15 protein-coding genes are annotated in these 14,922 nt (G+C 33.7%); 12 read left to right on the top strand and 3 right to left on the bottom strand.

All coding sequences use genetic code 11. From position 1 onward, the window contains the following. A partial coding sequence (gene lgt, locus MV052_RS03225) for a prolipoprotein diacylglyceryl transferase (protein WP_297440917.1) occupies positions 1 to 569 on the top strand: 569 nt, incomplete at its 5' end. Next, a complete protein-coding gene (locus MV052_RS03220; protein ID WP_297440915.1) occupies positions 569 to 859 on the top strand; it encodes a DUF1294 domain-containing protein in 291 nt (96 codons plus the stop codon). The genes lgt and MV052_RS03220, both read left to right, overlap by 1 nt. A 14-nt stretch (positions 860 to 873) precedes the next feature. Here MV052_RS03220 and MV052_RS03215 read toward each other — a convergent pair whose 3' ends face one another. Continuing rightward, positions 874 to 1,362, bottom strand: a complete 489-nt coding sequence (locus MV052_RS03215; RefSeq protein WP_297440913.1) for a DUF2062 domain-containing protein — start codon at positions 1,360 to 1,362, stop codon at positions 874 to 876. Positions 1,363 to 1,459: 97 nt separating this feature from the next. Between MV052_RS03215 and MV052_RS03210 the strand changes: the two genes are divergently transcribed. The 8 genes from MV052_RS03210 to MV052_RS03175 all read left to right on the top strand — a co-directional run bounded on the left by MV052_RS03210 (position 1,460) and on the right by MV052_RS03175 (position 13,226). Then, positions 1,460 to 2,755, top strand: a complete 1,296-nt coding sequence (locus tag MV052_RS03210) for a DEAD/DEAH box helicase (protein WP_297440911.1) — start codon at positions 1,460 to 1,462, stop codon at positions 2,753 to 2,755. Positions 2,756 to 2,764: 9 nt separating this feature from the next. Continuing rightward, positions 2,765 to 3,502: a tRNA pseudouridine(65) synthase TruC gene (gene truC, locus MV052_RS03205; protein WP_297440909.1), complete on the top strand. Its 738-nt coding sequence runs from the start codon at positions 2,765 to 2,767 to the stop codon at positions 3,500 to 3,502. 2 nt (positions 3,503 to 3,504) lie between these two features. After that, positions 3,505 to 6,069, top strand: a complete 2,565-nt coding sequence (gene pepN / locus MV052_RS03200) for an aminopeptidase N (protein WP_297440908.1) — start codon at positions 3,505 to 3,507, stop codon at positions 6,067 to 6,069. 49 nt (positions 6,070 to 6,118) lie between these two features. Then, complete coding sequence (locus MV052_RS03195) at positions 6,119 to 8,425, top strand: molybdopterin-dependent oxidoreductase (protein WP_297440906.1); 2,307 nt, start codon at positions 6,119 to 6,121, stop codon at positions 8,423 to 8,425. Next, the gene (locus tag MV052_RS03190; protein ID WP_297440905.1) at positions 8,425 to 8,991 is read left to right on the top strand and encodes a 4Fe-4S dicluster domain-containing protein; all 567 of its coding nucleotides are present in this window, start codon (positions 8,425 to 8,427) and stop codon (positions 8,989 to 8,991) included. Before MV052_RS03195 ends, MV052_RS03190 begins: the two co-directional genes overlap by 1 nt. A 240-nt stretch (positions 8,992 to 9,231) precedes the next feature. Beyond that, positions 9,232 to 10,701, top strand: a complete 1,470-nt coding sequence (locus tag MV052_RS03185) for an FAD-dependent oxidoreductase (protein ID WP_297440904.1) — start codon at positions 9,232 to 9,234, stop codon at positions 10,699 to 10,701. 19 nt (positions 10,702 to 10,720) lie between these two features. Then, on the top strand, positions 10,721 to 10,879 hold the full coding sequence (locus tag MV052_RS03180) for a hypothetical protein (RefSeq protein ID WP_297440903.1): 159 nt from the start codon (positions 10,721 to 10,723) through the stop codon (positions 10,877 to 10,879). A gap of 55 nt (positions 10,880 to 10,934) precedes the next feature. Then, a complete protein-coding gene (locus MV052_RS03175) occupies positions 10,935 to 13,226 on the top strand; it encodes an ATP-binding protein (RefSeq protein ID WP_297440901.1) in 2,292 nt (763 codons plus the stop codon). Here MV052_RS03175 and MV052_RS03170 read toward each other — a convergent pair. Beyond that, positions 13,223 to 13,975, bottom strand: coding sequence for a response regulator (locus MV052_RS03170; protein ID WP_297440900.1), 753 nt, complete (start codon positions 13,973 to 13,975; stop codon positions 13,223 to 13,225). The genes MV052_RS03175 and MV052_RS03170 overlap by 4 nt on opposite strands. Before the next feature lie 164 nt (positions 13,976 to 14,139). Here MV052_RS03170 and MV052_RS03165 point away from each other — a divergent pair, with 164 nt between their 5' ends. Both MV052_RS03165 and MV052_RS03160 read left to right on the top strand, forming a co-directional pair. Then, entirely contained in the window at positions 14,140 to 14,415 is a 276-nt protein-coding gene (locus tag MV052_RS03165) for a GIY-YIG nuclease family protein (RefSeq protein ID WP_297440898.1), read from the top strand. Continuing rightward, the gene (locus tag MV052_RS03160; protein ID WP_297440896.1) at positions 14,405 to 14,611 is read left to right on the top strand and encodes an RNA-binding S4 domain-containing protein; all 207 of its coding nucleotides are present in this window, start codon (positions 14,405 to 14,407) and stop codon (positions 14,609 to 14,611) included. Before MV052_RS03165 ends, MV052_RS03160 begins: the two co-directional genes overlap by 11 nt. Here the strand turns inward: MV052_RS03160 and MV052_RS03155 are convergent. Continuing rightward, a complete protein-coding gene (locus MV052_RS03155) occupies positions 14,604 to 14,813 on the bottom strand; it encodes an ArsR family transcriptional regulator (RefSeq protein ID WP_297440919.1) in 210 nt (69 codons plus the stop codon). The genes MV052_RS03160 and MV052_RS03155 overlap by 8 nt on opposite strands. Positions 14,814 to 14,922 lie beyond the last annotated feature (109 nt).

Here is a 14,922-nt window from a genome sequence, read left to right as displayed (position 1 = left end):
TAGGGCATTGTTTTTTTTATGATCCTGATTATTATCTTGCGCATCCTATGAAGATTTTTGCAGTTTGGGAAGGCGGACTCGCAAGTCATGGCGGAGGACTTGGTGTTATCATAGCTTTATACTTTGGATGTAAAAAGTATAAAACAGATCTGATGTGGTTAATTGACCGGCTCGTTATTCCGACAGCACTCTTTGGTTTTTTTGTTCGTATGGGTAATTTTATGAACTCTGAAATACTTGGAAAACCTACAGAAGTTTCTTGGGCAGTTGTATTTCAAAGAGTAGATGATCTTCCAAGGCATCCCGCACAGCTTTATGAATCTTTTTCCTATCTTGTTATATTTTTCATCTTGGCTTACATATATAAGAAGAATTACAAAACATTAAAAAAAGGCTTTTTGTTTGGTTTGTTTTTAGTCTTAACGTTTACAGTGAGGTTCTTGGTTGAGTTTGTTAAAGTAAGACAAGCTGAGTACTCGCTAGATATTGGTTTAACTACAGGGCAACTTTTAAGTATACCTTTTTTGATTATTGGTATTGGATTTATGATTTGGAGCTATAAAAAATAGTGCAAAAAGTTATTTTAATCTATTTTATATTTATTAACGTCGCTGCGTTTGTAGTCTATACTTTTGATAAGTTTAGTGCAAAAGTGGGAGCTTCTAGAATTTCCGAGAAAGAACTCTTCACATTTTCACTTCTTGGAGGATTTTTAGGCGCGACTCTCAGTATGGCAATCTTTCGTCATAAAGTCTCAAAAAACTCTTTTCTTCTCAAGCATATCATTATTTTGCTACTTTGGATTGGCATGATAGTTTACTATTTTGGCTTTCTTAATGAGCTCAACTTCAGCCGCTGACTCTTGTTTGCTACTTATCTTTGTTTATAATGTTTCTTTTTATCTCTATCCACTGAAGATTTCCAAAGATAATTCACTAAAAAATATGCAGAAATTGAACCAAAGATAGAGTAAATCGCTGTTCCAAAATATAAAGGTACGAAGATTTTTTCAAGGTTATTGGAAAACCACTCTAGTGTCATCTCTACAGGTTCTGGGATGATACCTAGTAAAAATGAACCGGTAAGATACTCCATGTAGTACATAGGTGGCATTGTAATAGGATTGCTAAGCCAACACATTGCTAGTGCGACAGGAACATTAAACTTTATAAATGGTACAAAAAGAAGCACGGCTGCCATCTGCATAGGCATGGGAATAAAAGCGATAAAAAGTCCGATAAGAACACCTCTTGAAATCATTTTCCGATTTGGGGCAAGGTACTCTCTTGGTATTTTTGATTTTTTTATGAAAGCTTGTAATTTTTCATGCTTGGAAGTCTTTTTAAGTGTTTTTCTGACCATAATTGTTCTTCATATTGATTTGTCGTATTATATCAACTAAGAGCTTACAAATACTAAATATGGTAAAATATCATACATAAAATATGAAGGTTAGAGAATGTCATTTGAAAAGTTAGGAATTATTAAGCCATTGCTTAATGCTGTGAAAGATTTGGGTTATGATAAACCGACACTTGTTCAAACAAGAGCTATTCCCATAGTTTTAGCAAAAAAAGACATCTTTGCGACAGCACAAACAGGAACAGGCAAGACTGCTGCGTTTGCACTCCCTATCTTGCAAAGATTGCGAAAGCGTGAAGAGAGTAAGGGTGTCCGTGCTGTGATTCTCTCTCCTACAAGAGAGTTGAGTATCCAGATTCATGATGATATTGTTGGCTTTTCAAAATATATGGATATAAAAACGACAATTTTAGTCGGTGGTAAAGATTTACAAAAGCAAAGAGAAGTTTTAAAGAATGGTACGGAGATAGTTATTGCTACACCGGGGCGTTTGTTAGAACATATTGAGAGTGGTTTAAGTCTGAAAGATGTTGAAGTTTTTGTTCTTGATGAAGCAGATAGAATGTTGGATATGGGTTTTACAAAAGACATTCGTAAAATTCACCCACTGATGCCAAAGCGTCATCAGACACTACTTTTTTCCGCAACCTTTTCAGACAAGGTAAGAAAACTCTCAAAGCTTATTTTAACTAAACCTGCTTTTATTGAAACGGCAAAGAAAAATACAACTGTTGATACCATTAATCAAGTAGCATATCAAGTGGATACTGCAAGAAAAGCAGAACTTTTAGCCTACCTTATAGGCTCAAGAAATTTCCCTCAGGTTTTGGTCTTTACAAGAACGAAACAGAGTGCAGATGAACTTGCTGCGGAGATAGTAAAAGATGGACTCAAATGTGGCATCATTCATGGCGATAAAACAAAAGCAAATCGCTTAAAAACACTCAATCAATTTAAAGAAGGCTTGACAAGAGTGCTTATTGCTACTGATATCGCTTCACGTGGGCTTGATATTGAAAATCTTCCTTATGTTATCAATTATGAACTGCCTTCTATCCCTGAAGATTATGTGCATCGTGTGGGAAGAACTGGGCGTGCAGGACGTCAAGGTGAGGCAATTTCACTGATAGATATTTATGAAAAATATGATATGAAAGATATTGAAAAACTTATCGGTCAAAAAATCCCTCTTGAAGTTGTTGAAGGCTTTGAACCAGATCCTACCATAAGAAGAAAAGATGTGGATGAAGTGAAGCTTAAAGCTGAACATAAACGCAGTGCTGAGAAAAAAGAACGCCAGTTTAGTAAAAATAAAAGCAATAGACCACAAACAAAAAAACAGTCTATTGCAACAAAGAAAAAAAGAAAAACTACAAAACGAGATCCTAGATAGTCTAAAGAGATGTTTGAAAACTATGAACTTGAGATAATCTATAAAGATGAGTATTTAGTCGCAATCAATAAGCCATCAGGGCTTTTAGTTCATAAGTCTATGATTGATTCTCATGAGGTTTATTTTGCGATGAAGATGCTCCGTGATCAGATAGGACAGTGGGTCTATCCTGTCCACCGTCTTGATAAACCAACTTCAGGTGTACTACTTTTTGCGCTTGATAGCCAAACGGCAGGCTTACTCTCTAAACAGTTCAAATCACACACAATTCAAAAAACTTATCATGCTGTTGTTCGTGGATATACGTCCCTAAGTGGTCTGATAGATCATGCATTAAAAGAGAAACTTGATAAGATAAGTGATAAAAAAGCACAAGTAGATAAAGAGCCACAAGAAGCCCTGACAAAGTATACTCGCCTTGAAACAGTGGAGCTAAACGCAGCGGTTGGACTTTATGATACAACACGTTACACTTTAGTGGAGTTATGCCCTCAAACGGGGAGAAAACATCAACTTCGTCGGCATATGAAACATATTTCTCATCATATTTTAGGGGATACAAAATATGGACGAGGTGAACATAACAAGTTTGTGCGTAAAACCTATAATATGCATAGATTATTATTGCATTGCAGTACTTTGGAAGTACGCCATCCCTACTCAAACGCAGTGTTAGTGTTTGAAGCTGCGTTTGATGATACATTTAACATGATACTAAAAGAATTTAATTGGAAAAAGGATAAATAAATATGAGTGAACAACCTAAAGCAAAATATCTACAAGATTATAAAAAACCTGCCTTTAAGATAGTCTCGGTAAAGCTTACTTTCGAGCTTTTTGAAGAAGAGGCAATTGTGACGAATGTGATGCAGTTTGAAAAACTTGAGAGTAGTGAAAAAGATTTAAAACTTGATAGTGTGGAGTTAGAACTTTTAGAGCTGCGTTTGAATGAGCTAAAATTACAAGAAAATAGATATGTGATAGAAGATGATACTCTTACAGTATTGAATGTGCCAGAGAAGTTTGAGCTTAAGGTAGTAAATAAAATCTACCCACAAAATAATACTGAACTAGAAGGACTCTATAAATCTGGAGATATATTCTGTACACAAAATGAGCCAGAGGGTTTTCGCTCTATTACACCGTATCTTGATCGTCCTGATGTGATGAGTGTCTTTACAACAACTGTTATAGCCGATAAACAGAAGTACCCAGTACTTCTTAGCAATGGAAACAAAGTAAAATGTTATGATACTTTGGAGACACGTCATGGTGTTACTTGGCACGATCCACATCCAAAACCTTCATATCTTTTTGCTCTTGTTGGTGGAAATCTTGGCAGTATTGAAGATGAATTTATAACTATGGATGGGAATAAAGTTGAACTCAATATCTACTGTGATTTAGGAAATGAAGCAAAATGTCATCATGCCATGCATTCACTAAAAGAAGCAATGCAGTGGGATGAAGAAAAATATGGTCGTGCTTATGATTTGGATATCTATAATATAGTAGCTGTTGATAGTTTTAACATGGGAGCGATGGAAAATAAAGGCTTAAATATTTTTAACTCTGCCTATGTTTTAGCTGACATAAATACAGCTACGGATGCAAATTTTATGGGAATTGAGTCTGTTATCGCACATGAGTATTTTCATAACTGGACGGGCAATCGTATCACTTGTCGCGACTGGTTCCAACTGACACTCAAAGAAGGGCTGACAGTATTTCGTGATCAGTGTTTCTCAGCTGATATGAACTCAAAAGAGGTACAGCGTATTGAAGATGTGATAGCTCTTCGTGAACGCCAATTTGTAGAAGATGCTTCGCCTACTGCACATCCGATACAGCCCAAATCTTACATCTCAATGAATAACTTTTATACAGCAACGGTATATGAAAAAGGTGCAGAAGTTATCCGTATGCTTCACACTCTTTTGGGTGAAGAAAATTATAGAAAAGCGACTGATTTGTATTTTAAAACATTTGATGGGCAAGCTGTTACGGTTGATGACTTCTTGTGGGCTATGCATGAGTGTGGCTCGTTTGATTTATCACAGTTTAAACGCTGGTATGACCAAAGTGGAACTCCAAAATTGCAAGTGCATGAGTCTTTTGAAAATGGTGTTTATTCACTGCGTTTGACTCAGCTTATTCCAAACGCAGTAGAGGGATCAAAACAAGAGGCATACTACTATCCTCTTAAAATGGGTCTGATAAATGAAGCGGGAGAAGAGGTTTTAGACACTACCTTGATAATATCTAAAGAGAGTGAAGTATTTCATTTTGAAGGCTTTCAAACGCAGCCAAAACTTTCAATAAACAGAGACTTCTCTGCTCCCATCATCATAGAACAAGATGAAAATGACTTTGCCTTTTTAATGAAGTACGACACAAATGCTTTCGTGCAGTATGAAGCGGCACAAAATTTTGCATTGCAAAGTATCAATGCTCTTTTTAATGGTGAGAATGTAAATGAGAATTTTGTAGAAGCGTATGGATATCTTTTAGATTTAGATATCGACTTATCTTATAAAGCACATTTGTTAGAGCTTCCAAGTATCTCAGCAATCATGCAAACACATGATGTGATAGATTTTACAAAGATATATGAAGCCAAAGAAAAACTCTTAAAACATTTAGCATTAAGATATAAAGAAAAACTTTTAGAGTTGTACAAAGCTAATCATGAACCAAAGAGTGTAAAACTTGATGCATCAAATATGGCAAAAAGAGCATTGAAAAATAGAGTTTTAAAAATACTTTCCGCCTTAGAAAATGATGAAGTTTCACAACTTGCAAAACTACAATATGAAAACTCACTTACTATGACTGATAGAATTGTTGCACTTGATATATTGGAAAACATCCATGCAGAATTTGCACAAAATGCTTTGGAAGATTTTTATAATAGATACAAAAATGAAACACTTGTTATGAATAAATACTTTGCCATTTTAGCATCTTCAGGGCGCGAAGAATTACTTGATAGAGTGGAACGTTTGCAACTTGATGAGGTGTATGATGAAAAAGTTCCAAATCTTGTTCGCTCTCTAATAGGTAGTTTTGCAAGAAATTATAAACATTTTCATGCGAGTGATGGGAGTGGATACAAATTTCTTGCAGATAAAATCATAGAACTTGATAAAATCAACCCGCAAATGGCTTCAGGCTTGGCAAGCTCGTTTAAAATTTATGATAAATTAATGGATAATAACAAAACTTTGATTTCAAAAGAGTTGGAACGTGTAGTTTCTACTCAAGGATTGTCAAAAAATACATATGAAATTATTAATAAAATTTTAAAAAACTAATAATTTTTCTTACTTAAAAAGAGAAGGTGTATTTGGCTATAATATATCTATGCAATTAATTGAAACTTCAAGAAGAAAATTTCTACAAAGTAGTATCGCATTGTGTGTTTACGCTAGTTCATCTTTATCTAGTCCTCTTTTTACTACAAAAACATCAGATAAAAAAGTGAAAAATACTCCTTATTTATGTAATATGTGTAGAAATAAATGTGCAGGATTTGCGAGAGTTGAACATAACACTATAACAAAGTTAAATCCAAATAAATACTTTCCAAAAAGTAGAAATATGCTTTGTCCTAAAGGGAATGCCGGTATTCAAGCAGTTTATGATCAGGATAGATTAAAATATCCACTTATTAGAATAGGTAAGCGTGGAGATGGTAGATATAAAAGAGTTACTTGGAATGAAGCTTATGAATATATCAAAGAAAAACTCGTAAAAATTATAGATGAACAAAAAGATAATCGTTCAACTATTGCATACTGTAATGGTGAAGGATTTAACAAAGATGAATATATTAAGTTTTTTGGTTCAAAACTTGGAAGTGCAAACTTTTTAGATGAGGGGAGTATCTGTTTAAACACGAAACTAGGGGCAACGCAACTTACCATTGGTGATATCGGTGAAATGGATGTTGCAGGTAGCGATTATATGATTATTAGTGGTGCCAACAGGTATGAATCTTTAATTACTCCAGATAGTGTTGATATGATACATGCGAAACAAAAACTGATAGTCTTAGACCCACGCTATACAATTACAGCTCAAAAAGCAGATGAGTATCTTCCCTTACATCCAGGAACAGATTTGGCATTTTGTTTGAGCATGATGTATGTAGCAATAAAAGATGAGTTATATAATAAAAAATATGTGCAAGAGTATTTTAATGATTTTAATCTATTACAAGAACATATACTCTCTTGTCAATATACTCCTAAATGGGCAGAAGAGAAGACACATATTCCTGCAGAAAAAATTCAGCAGATTGCAAAAGAATTTTTTTCTGCTTCAAATCCCTTGTATTACCTTGGAAGAAGAAGTGTATGGAGTGAAAACGACTTCCAATTACGTCGAGCAATGGTTCTAATCAATGCGCTAGCTGGTTCAATTAATAAAAAAGGTGGCATAATTTTTGGGAAACCAATTAAATTAAAAGAAGAAGAGATTAATGTACCTTTTTACAATGAAGCTCAGGGAAGATTTGATTTAGATGGAATTGTTTATGGCTCACAAAAGGGTGGAAGTTGGTTAAATTTTAGAGAAAAAGTCATAGGTAACACTGCTCCATACCCTGTAAAAGCAATGTTTATACGCAAGCATAATATTATGCAAAATATGCCCAATATCGCAAAAACGAAAAAGATGCTCAAAGGGATGGACTTAGTTGTTGTTTTAGATACTATGCCTAGTGATACCGCTATGATGGCTGATGTTATTCTTCCAGAGTGTACTTATTTAGAACGCGAAGATATGCTTGTAAGTTTTAATAGACTTGAACCTTCTTTAGCACTTAGAAATAGAGTAATTGATCCTCTCTATGAGAGTAAAAGTATGCAAGAAATACTAAAAGGTTTAGGCAAAAAACTTTCAGTACCTCTTTTTGATGTAAGCAGTAAGTATGATGAAGATTTACAAGATAGTATCAAGCAACAGGGTCGAGTAGCAGCCTTTAGCTCTGGCGGTTATGATTTGTCTGAATTGTATCAAAAAAGTATCACTCAAAGAAATAAAAAATTAATACTTTCTCAGTTTGATGAAAATGTGTATAAATCATTGAGAGAAAGAGGGGTTTGGCACCCTTTCATAAATAAACAAAAAAATCTTGGAAATGGCTTATATACATATTATCCTGAAGAGAAAAAATTTTATACAGTAAAAAGAAGATATAAGGTAAATTGTTATTTAAAGAAATTAGAGAAAAATGGCTTTGATGCTATACCTACCTGGCATACTCGTTATGACTTTAAAACAAAAAAAAATAGTTTTAGGCTGATTACTGGACGTTATATTACATCAACACAAACAGCGACTGCAAATAACTTAATGTTGCAAGAGATAAAAGAGATGAACTCTCTCTGGTTAAATGATGGAGTCGCAAAGAGTTTAAAAATTAAAGAAGGTGATTATGTTGTGGTCGCGAGTGCTATTGCAAGAGTTATACTACAAGTATATCCAACAAATAAGATAGCACCACAGGTAGTATGGTTTGCACATGGTTTTGGAAGTAATTCTGCTGAATTAACACATGCTTTTGCAAAAGGAGCAAGTGACAATATGATTATAGAAGATAAATTTGAAAAGATATATGGATGTGCTACTATGCATGAAACTGATGTAACAATAAGGAAACTGTGATGGCAAACTATGGAATGGCTTTTGATTATAAACTGTGTATTAATTGCCACGCATGTGAAGTTGCATGTAAAGAAGAGAATGGAATAGATTTGGGGGCAAAAAACCATAGGCTTTGGATACAAGAAGATGGTAATGTGTTTGGAGACTTTTGGAACTTGCAAAAAGATAACATACAGTTTTTACAAATGCAATGTCAAGAGTGTGAAGATGCTCCATGCTTAAAAGCTTGTCCGCATGAAGCTATTTATAGAGATAGCAATGGAATAGTCAGGCTCCATAAAAATTTGTGTGATTTAACTATGGCATGTATGTATGCTTGTCCTTATGAAGCAAGATATGTAGATGAAAAAAATCATGTTACAGATAAATGTATCTTTTGTGCAGATACAAGACTATCTAGAGGTGAAATAACTACAGCATGTCAAATAACATGCCCAGCAAAATTACGATATTTTGGTGATTTAGATGATGAAACAAGCGAAATAAGTCAAGTTTTAAGCAAAAGGAAGTATTTTACTTTAAAGCCAGAACTTGGAACTAAACCAAAGCTCTTTTATTTGACATAGTTTAAAAGCCTAGATTAAGAGTGTGTATTTTTTACACATATTTACTAGAAAAGTATTTATTATATATTGTTATTTATTAAATAATTTGCTTTTGATTCTCTTCTTCTCCCTAGAAATGGGTATATTGTAAAGTTATATTTATCTTCATATATGATAATACTAATCTTGATAAAATTTTGTGATAATAATGTGATTAAAATTAGATAGACTTATTCTTAATTTAAACTAAGAGGAAAGTCAATGGCAAGATTAGTTGTATTAGGTGGTGGTGTTGCAGGTCATACGACAGCAACGTTCGCTGCAAAATGGTTAGGATCAGAACATGAAGTTGTTGTGGTAACACCAAATTCACAATGGAACTGGATTCCATCAAATATTTGGGTAGGTGTCGGTCAAATGACAAAAAAAGATGTTACTTTTGATTTAGCTCCTGTGTATGCAAAAGCAGGGATTACATATTATCAAGCAAAAGCTACATCTCTAAACCCAGAGGGGAATGAAACTAGTGATAAACCATTTGTAAGTATAGAATATACGGAGGAAGGAAAAGCTGGTCAAGTTGAAAATATAGAATATGATTATATTGTAAATGCTACAGGACCAAAACTAAATTTTGGTGCAACTCCAGGTCTAGGTGAAGGTGATCAGCTTGGTGAGCATACAGTTTCAGTTTGCACAGCAGGTCACGCAGTTCATGCAAATGAAAAACTTCAAGAAGCAATTGAGAAAATGAAAGGCGGAACACGTCAAAAATTTTTAATTGGTACTGGTCATGGAATGTGTACATGTCAAGGTGCTGCGTTTGAGTATATATTTAATATTGAACATGAACTATCAAAAGCTGGCGTTCGTGATATGGCGGATATAAAATGGATCTCTAATGAGTCTTTCTTAGGTGATTTTGGTATGGGTGGATTGCATATGAAAGTTGGCGGATACGTAGTGTCTTCAAAACTTTTTGCTGAATCACTTTTTGCAGAGAGAAGTATTGAGTGGTTAATAGGTGCGCATACTTCTAAAGTTGAAGCAGGTAAGTTGCATTATGAGCTCCTTGACGGTTCAACGGGTGAAGAGGAATTTGACTTTTCAATGCTTATCCCACCGTTTGCTGGTGTTGGATTAAAAGCGTATGCTAAAGATGGTTCAGATATTACAGACACAGTATTCGCTCCAAATGGTTTTATGAAAGTCGATGCTGATTACACTCCAAAAGCTTATGCTGATTGGAAAGCTGCAGACTGGCCAAGAACGTATCAAAATCCTTCATATAAAAATATGTTTGCTGCTGGTATTGCTTTTGCACCACCACATGCTATTTCAAAACCTATGAAATCTCCAAATGGAACACCAATTAATCCAACGCCTCCAAGAACTGGTATGCCTGCTGGTATTATTGGTAAAGCTGTTGCTCATTCTGTATGTGACATGATTACTAAAGGTGATGCTGCTCATTTACATGAAGCTTCTATGGCTGAAATGGGTGCTGCTTGTGTTGCTTCTGCTGGAAAAGGTATCTTTGATGGTACAGCTGCTGCTATGACTGTGTATCCTGTTGTGCCTGATTTTGAAAAATATCCAGGAACAGGACGTGATACAGATTATACATTTGGTGAAATAGGTCTTGCAGGACACTGGATAAAACATGTTCTTCACTACTTATTTATCTATAAAGCAAAACTTAATCCAGGCTGGACTTTAATCCCAGAATAAAAAAAAGAGGAAATATACAATGAAACAAGAAGAATATAACTTTGAAAAAGAACAATTTAGTTTAACTATGATACCAGGTAAATTTGCAAGGGCTATGCGTACTTGTGTTATCTGGCAGTTTTTTAGATTTTTGGTACTCAATATCAAAATGATAATTGTCGTTGGCAAAAGTCACTAAATAGATATTTTGGGGAGGAACTCTCTTCCCTAAAGAACTAAAAAGATTTTATTTAATGAAAAAAAAAATACCTATCCTCTTTGAAAAACAACATCTTTTTGTAGCATCTAAAGAGATCATTATCCAACAATGGGTGTCTTACCACTCTCCTAAAATAATTTTAAATGAACATGAAATAGATAGAGACTATTTTATACAAAATTATGCCAATGGCGTTTTTGATTATTTTATGGGTGTGATAAGCGGTGATAATGAGATTGGTAATTGTCCAGTCATGAGAGAACTGCTAGAATACTTAAAGTACAGAGAAATTAGTGCAGATGAATTGTTTGAACTTTGTAGCCATTTTCGACGTTCTATGCTTGACTTTTCTTATGATGTAGGACTAAATTCAAAAGAAGTTTTTGAAGAAATATCTTTTATTTTTGATAAAAATTTTCGTGGAATTTTAAAGTATTATACTGATGTTGTTTTTCAAAAACTTATAGATGCTAGACAAGAAGCACTTTTGGCTTCTCAAGCAAAAGAGTATTTCCTCTCAAATATGTCGCATGAAATTCGTACACCACTCAATGCAATTCTCGGCTTTGTAAATCTCCTTATTGATGAAGATATCTCAAAAAAACATCGTAATTATCTTAATATCATTCTTCGTAGTGGCGAAAATCTTTTGAGTATTATTAATGATATTTTAGACTTCTCAAAACTTCGTAGCGGTGAATTTACCATTGAGCCAAAGGTTTTTTCTTTGCATGAAGAACTGAGCCATTCTATGGAGCTTTTTGTAGCAAGTGCGAATGCAAAAGATATTACTATTATCTCTTTTATTAACCCAAATATTCCCAAAGAACTCTTTGGTGACATTTTGCGTATCAAACAAATTTTATCGAATTTTTTAAGTAATGCTATTAAGTTTACTCCAGAAGGTGGTATGATAAAAGTAGAAGCAGAGTGTGATACACGAGTATTGAAAATATCTGTTTCTGATAGTGGGGTAGGTATTAGTGATGATGAGTTAGAACATGTATTTGAAGCCTTTGCTCAAGCACCTGAACATATAGCGTTTAATAAAAATGGAACAGGCTTAGGACTTTCTATATCACAGCAATTGGCAAAACTAATGGGTGGGAAAGTGAGTGTACAATCTGAAATAGGCAAGGGAAGTACTTTTACTACAGAGATTCCTATAGAAGTTAATTTAGAAGAGTGTCAAGTCATTGAAGATATAAAAAAATATCAACAACTAAAGATGGTTATCTATGCTAAAGATATGCAGATTGGCATAAAACATGAATCTTTCATAAGGTATGCAGAGATTTTTGATATGCAATTAGAGGTCGTAGATAATCTCGATTGTGAGTATGATGTTTGTATTTTTGTGCACGAAGAGTGTAATGAAAATTTTATAGAGTCTGTAGTTAGTTCTGATAAAATAAACATTGCTTTAATGAGTCGTGAGTATGACTATTATGATAGCTATATGAATGTTAATTCTATTTGTTTTCCCTTGTACTGCTCTAAAATACAGAAAGCATTTGATGAACTACTCAATCCGGATAATCATATAGACTATGATAAAAAGATTTTGAACAAGTTTAAAGGTCATATATTAATAGCTGAAGATAATGAGGCTAATCAAGAGTTGATTAAAATTATACTTACAAAATATGGTTTGACTTTTGATGTTGCTAATGATGGGCTAGAAGCTTTTGAACTCTACAAAGAGAATAGTTATGATTTAATACTTATGGATGAGCAGATGCCAGTTATGGATGGGGTAGAAGCTGTTGGTAAAATTATAGAGTATGAAGAAGAACACGGTCTGCGTCATACTCCTATTTCTGCATTAACTGCGAATGTCATTAAAGGAGCGAAGGAGCGTGGTCTTTTAAGTGGTTTTGATGCATTTTTAGGTAAACCTGTTATCTTGAAAGAACTTGAGAGAGTTTTTATGTCTTATGTGAAGCTTGACTCTTTTAATATTACAAAAATGACGCATGAAGAAGAAACGCAACAAAGTGATCTTATCATAGGGCTAGATACTGAGAAACTGCTCAAAGAGTTGATGCTTAATAATGATGAACTTGTAATGCTACTAACACTTTTTTTAAAAAAGATGCGAACAACACTTCCTGAACTTAGTAAAGCAATTGAGAAAAAAGACTACAAGCAGATTGGATTACTCTCTCATGCTATCAAAGGTTCAAGCGGTAACTTTCGATTAGAGTTGATACAAAATACAGCCAGTGCGATGGAGAAAAGTGCGAAAGATAAAGATGAAGCATATGACTATGCTCGTAGTTATAAAATTATAAAAGAAAAGATAGACTCAATTCAAGTAGCTTAATTCTCTTCTATGTAGTAGCCTATCCCTGAAGCATTTTTAATGATGTCTGTCTCAAGTTTATTTCTTAATCGCCATACAAGTGTTCTTACACTGTTTTCAGTAGCACCATTCTCATCCCAGACATAGTTCATAGCTTGCTCAAAAGAGACTACAACTCCTATTTGAGCGACTAAAAGGCGTAAAAAAGCATTTTCTTTTTTTGTTAGTTTTATCTTTTTGCCTTGATAAAATGTTTCACATTTACTAATATCAAGATGGTATTCATCTCCAAAAGGGACAATGGGTTCACTGTCAGATTTTTTTAAATAAAGCATTTTTTCAAGGTTAGTTTTATCAAGTTTAAGTGTCTGAATATTTTCTTTACGCTCATTTTCAACTTGGTACTTAAAAAGGGCCATTTGAATAGTTGCATGAAGAGAATTTGGATCAAAGGGTTTTACGATATAACCATAAGGCTCTGTTTTTTTTGCATGACTTATCGTTGCTTCATCGCTGTATGATGTGAGATATATAAAAGGGATATTGTATTTTTCTTTTATACGTTTGGCAAGTTCAATACCGTCAGAAGTTTTTTGAAGCGAGATATCAACGATAATAACGTCAGGATTATGTGTCTGAATTTTATTTTCAGCTTGTTCTGGATTATCACATACTGCAACAACACTATAGCCATGCTTTTGTAGGGACATATTTAAATTTAATGATGTTATTTCATCATCTTCTACTATAATTACTCTTTGCTTTTGCATCATTGTGTCCTCTTATCAATCAAAATTCTCATTTGTGATAAAAATTGAATAGTTGATTATATTATAACTTTTTTTTATTTACAATAGTTTTGATAAAAGTGTGATAGAATTGTTACAAAATGATACTATTTTTTATAGCTGGAAATATAAGATAAGGAATTGTTATGTCTAATTATTTTGTTTATATTCTGGAATGTAGTGATGAAACCCTATATACAGGGATTACAACAGATATTCAAAGACGTGTACAAGAACACAATAAATCACAAAAAGGAGCAAAGTACACAAGGCTAAGACGACCAGTTAGACTAGTGTATAGTGAAAGATGTAAGGACAGAAGTAGTGCATCAAAAAGGGAATATGCTATAAAAAAACTTAAAAGAGTAGATAAATTAGGTATCATTGCAAAAAATAAACGAGAAGATAAAAATGACATTTGAATTAAAAGATGATTATATAGAACTTTTTAAATTAATAAAAGTTTTGGACTTAGTAGATAGTGGTGCACAGGCGAAGCATATAGTAAGTGAAGGGTATGTACTGCGTAATGGTGAAGTGGAAACAAGAAAAAGAGCAAAAATCATTGCCGGTGATGTTTTAGTTGTTGGTGATGATGTGACTATTGAAGTCAAATAGTCTTTGCCTTACAGGAAATAAGTGCAGGAATCTTTTCTTCTTGAATCTCGATAGAGCTTATAATGAAATCTAGTAAATGGTTTTTCACTAGCGTATAAATAATCCATTTTCCTTGTTTTTTTGTGCTTAAGTACCCCGACTCTCTCATTTGTTTTAAGTGTCGCGAAACAAGGGGTTGGGAAAGTTGACTTAATGAAAAAATATGGGGTCTAAAAAGTGCTTGAAACTACGGTATAGTAATGGCTAAAAAGGTTTTATTTACAATGAGCTGTAAAAAAATGCAAAAATATGTCCAAGATGTCAAAATAATA

It is taken from the genome of Sulfurimonas sp. (genome assembly GCF_026988655.1).
Classification (GTDB): domain Bacteria; phylum Campylobacterota; class Campylobacteria; order Campylobacterales; family Sulfurimonadaceae; genus Sulfurimonas.
This window is presented reverse-complemented; position numbering and strand designations above follow the sequence as displayed.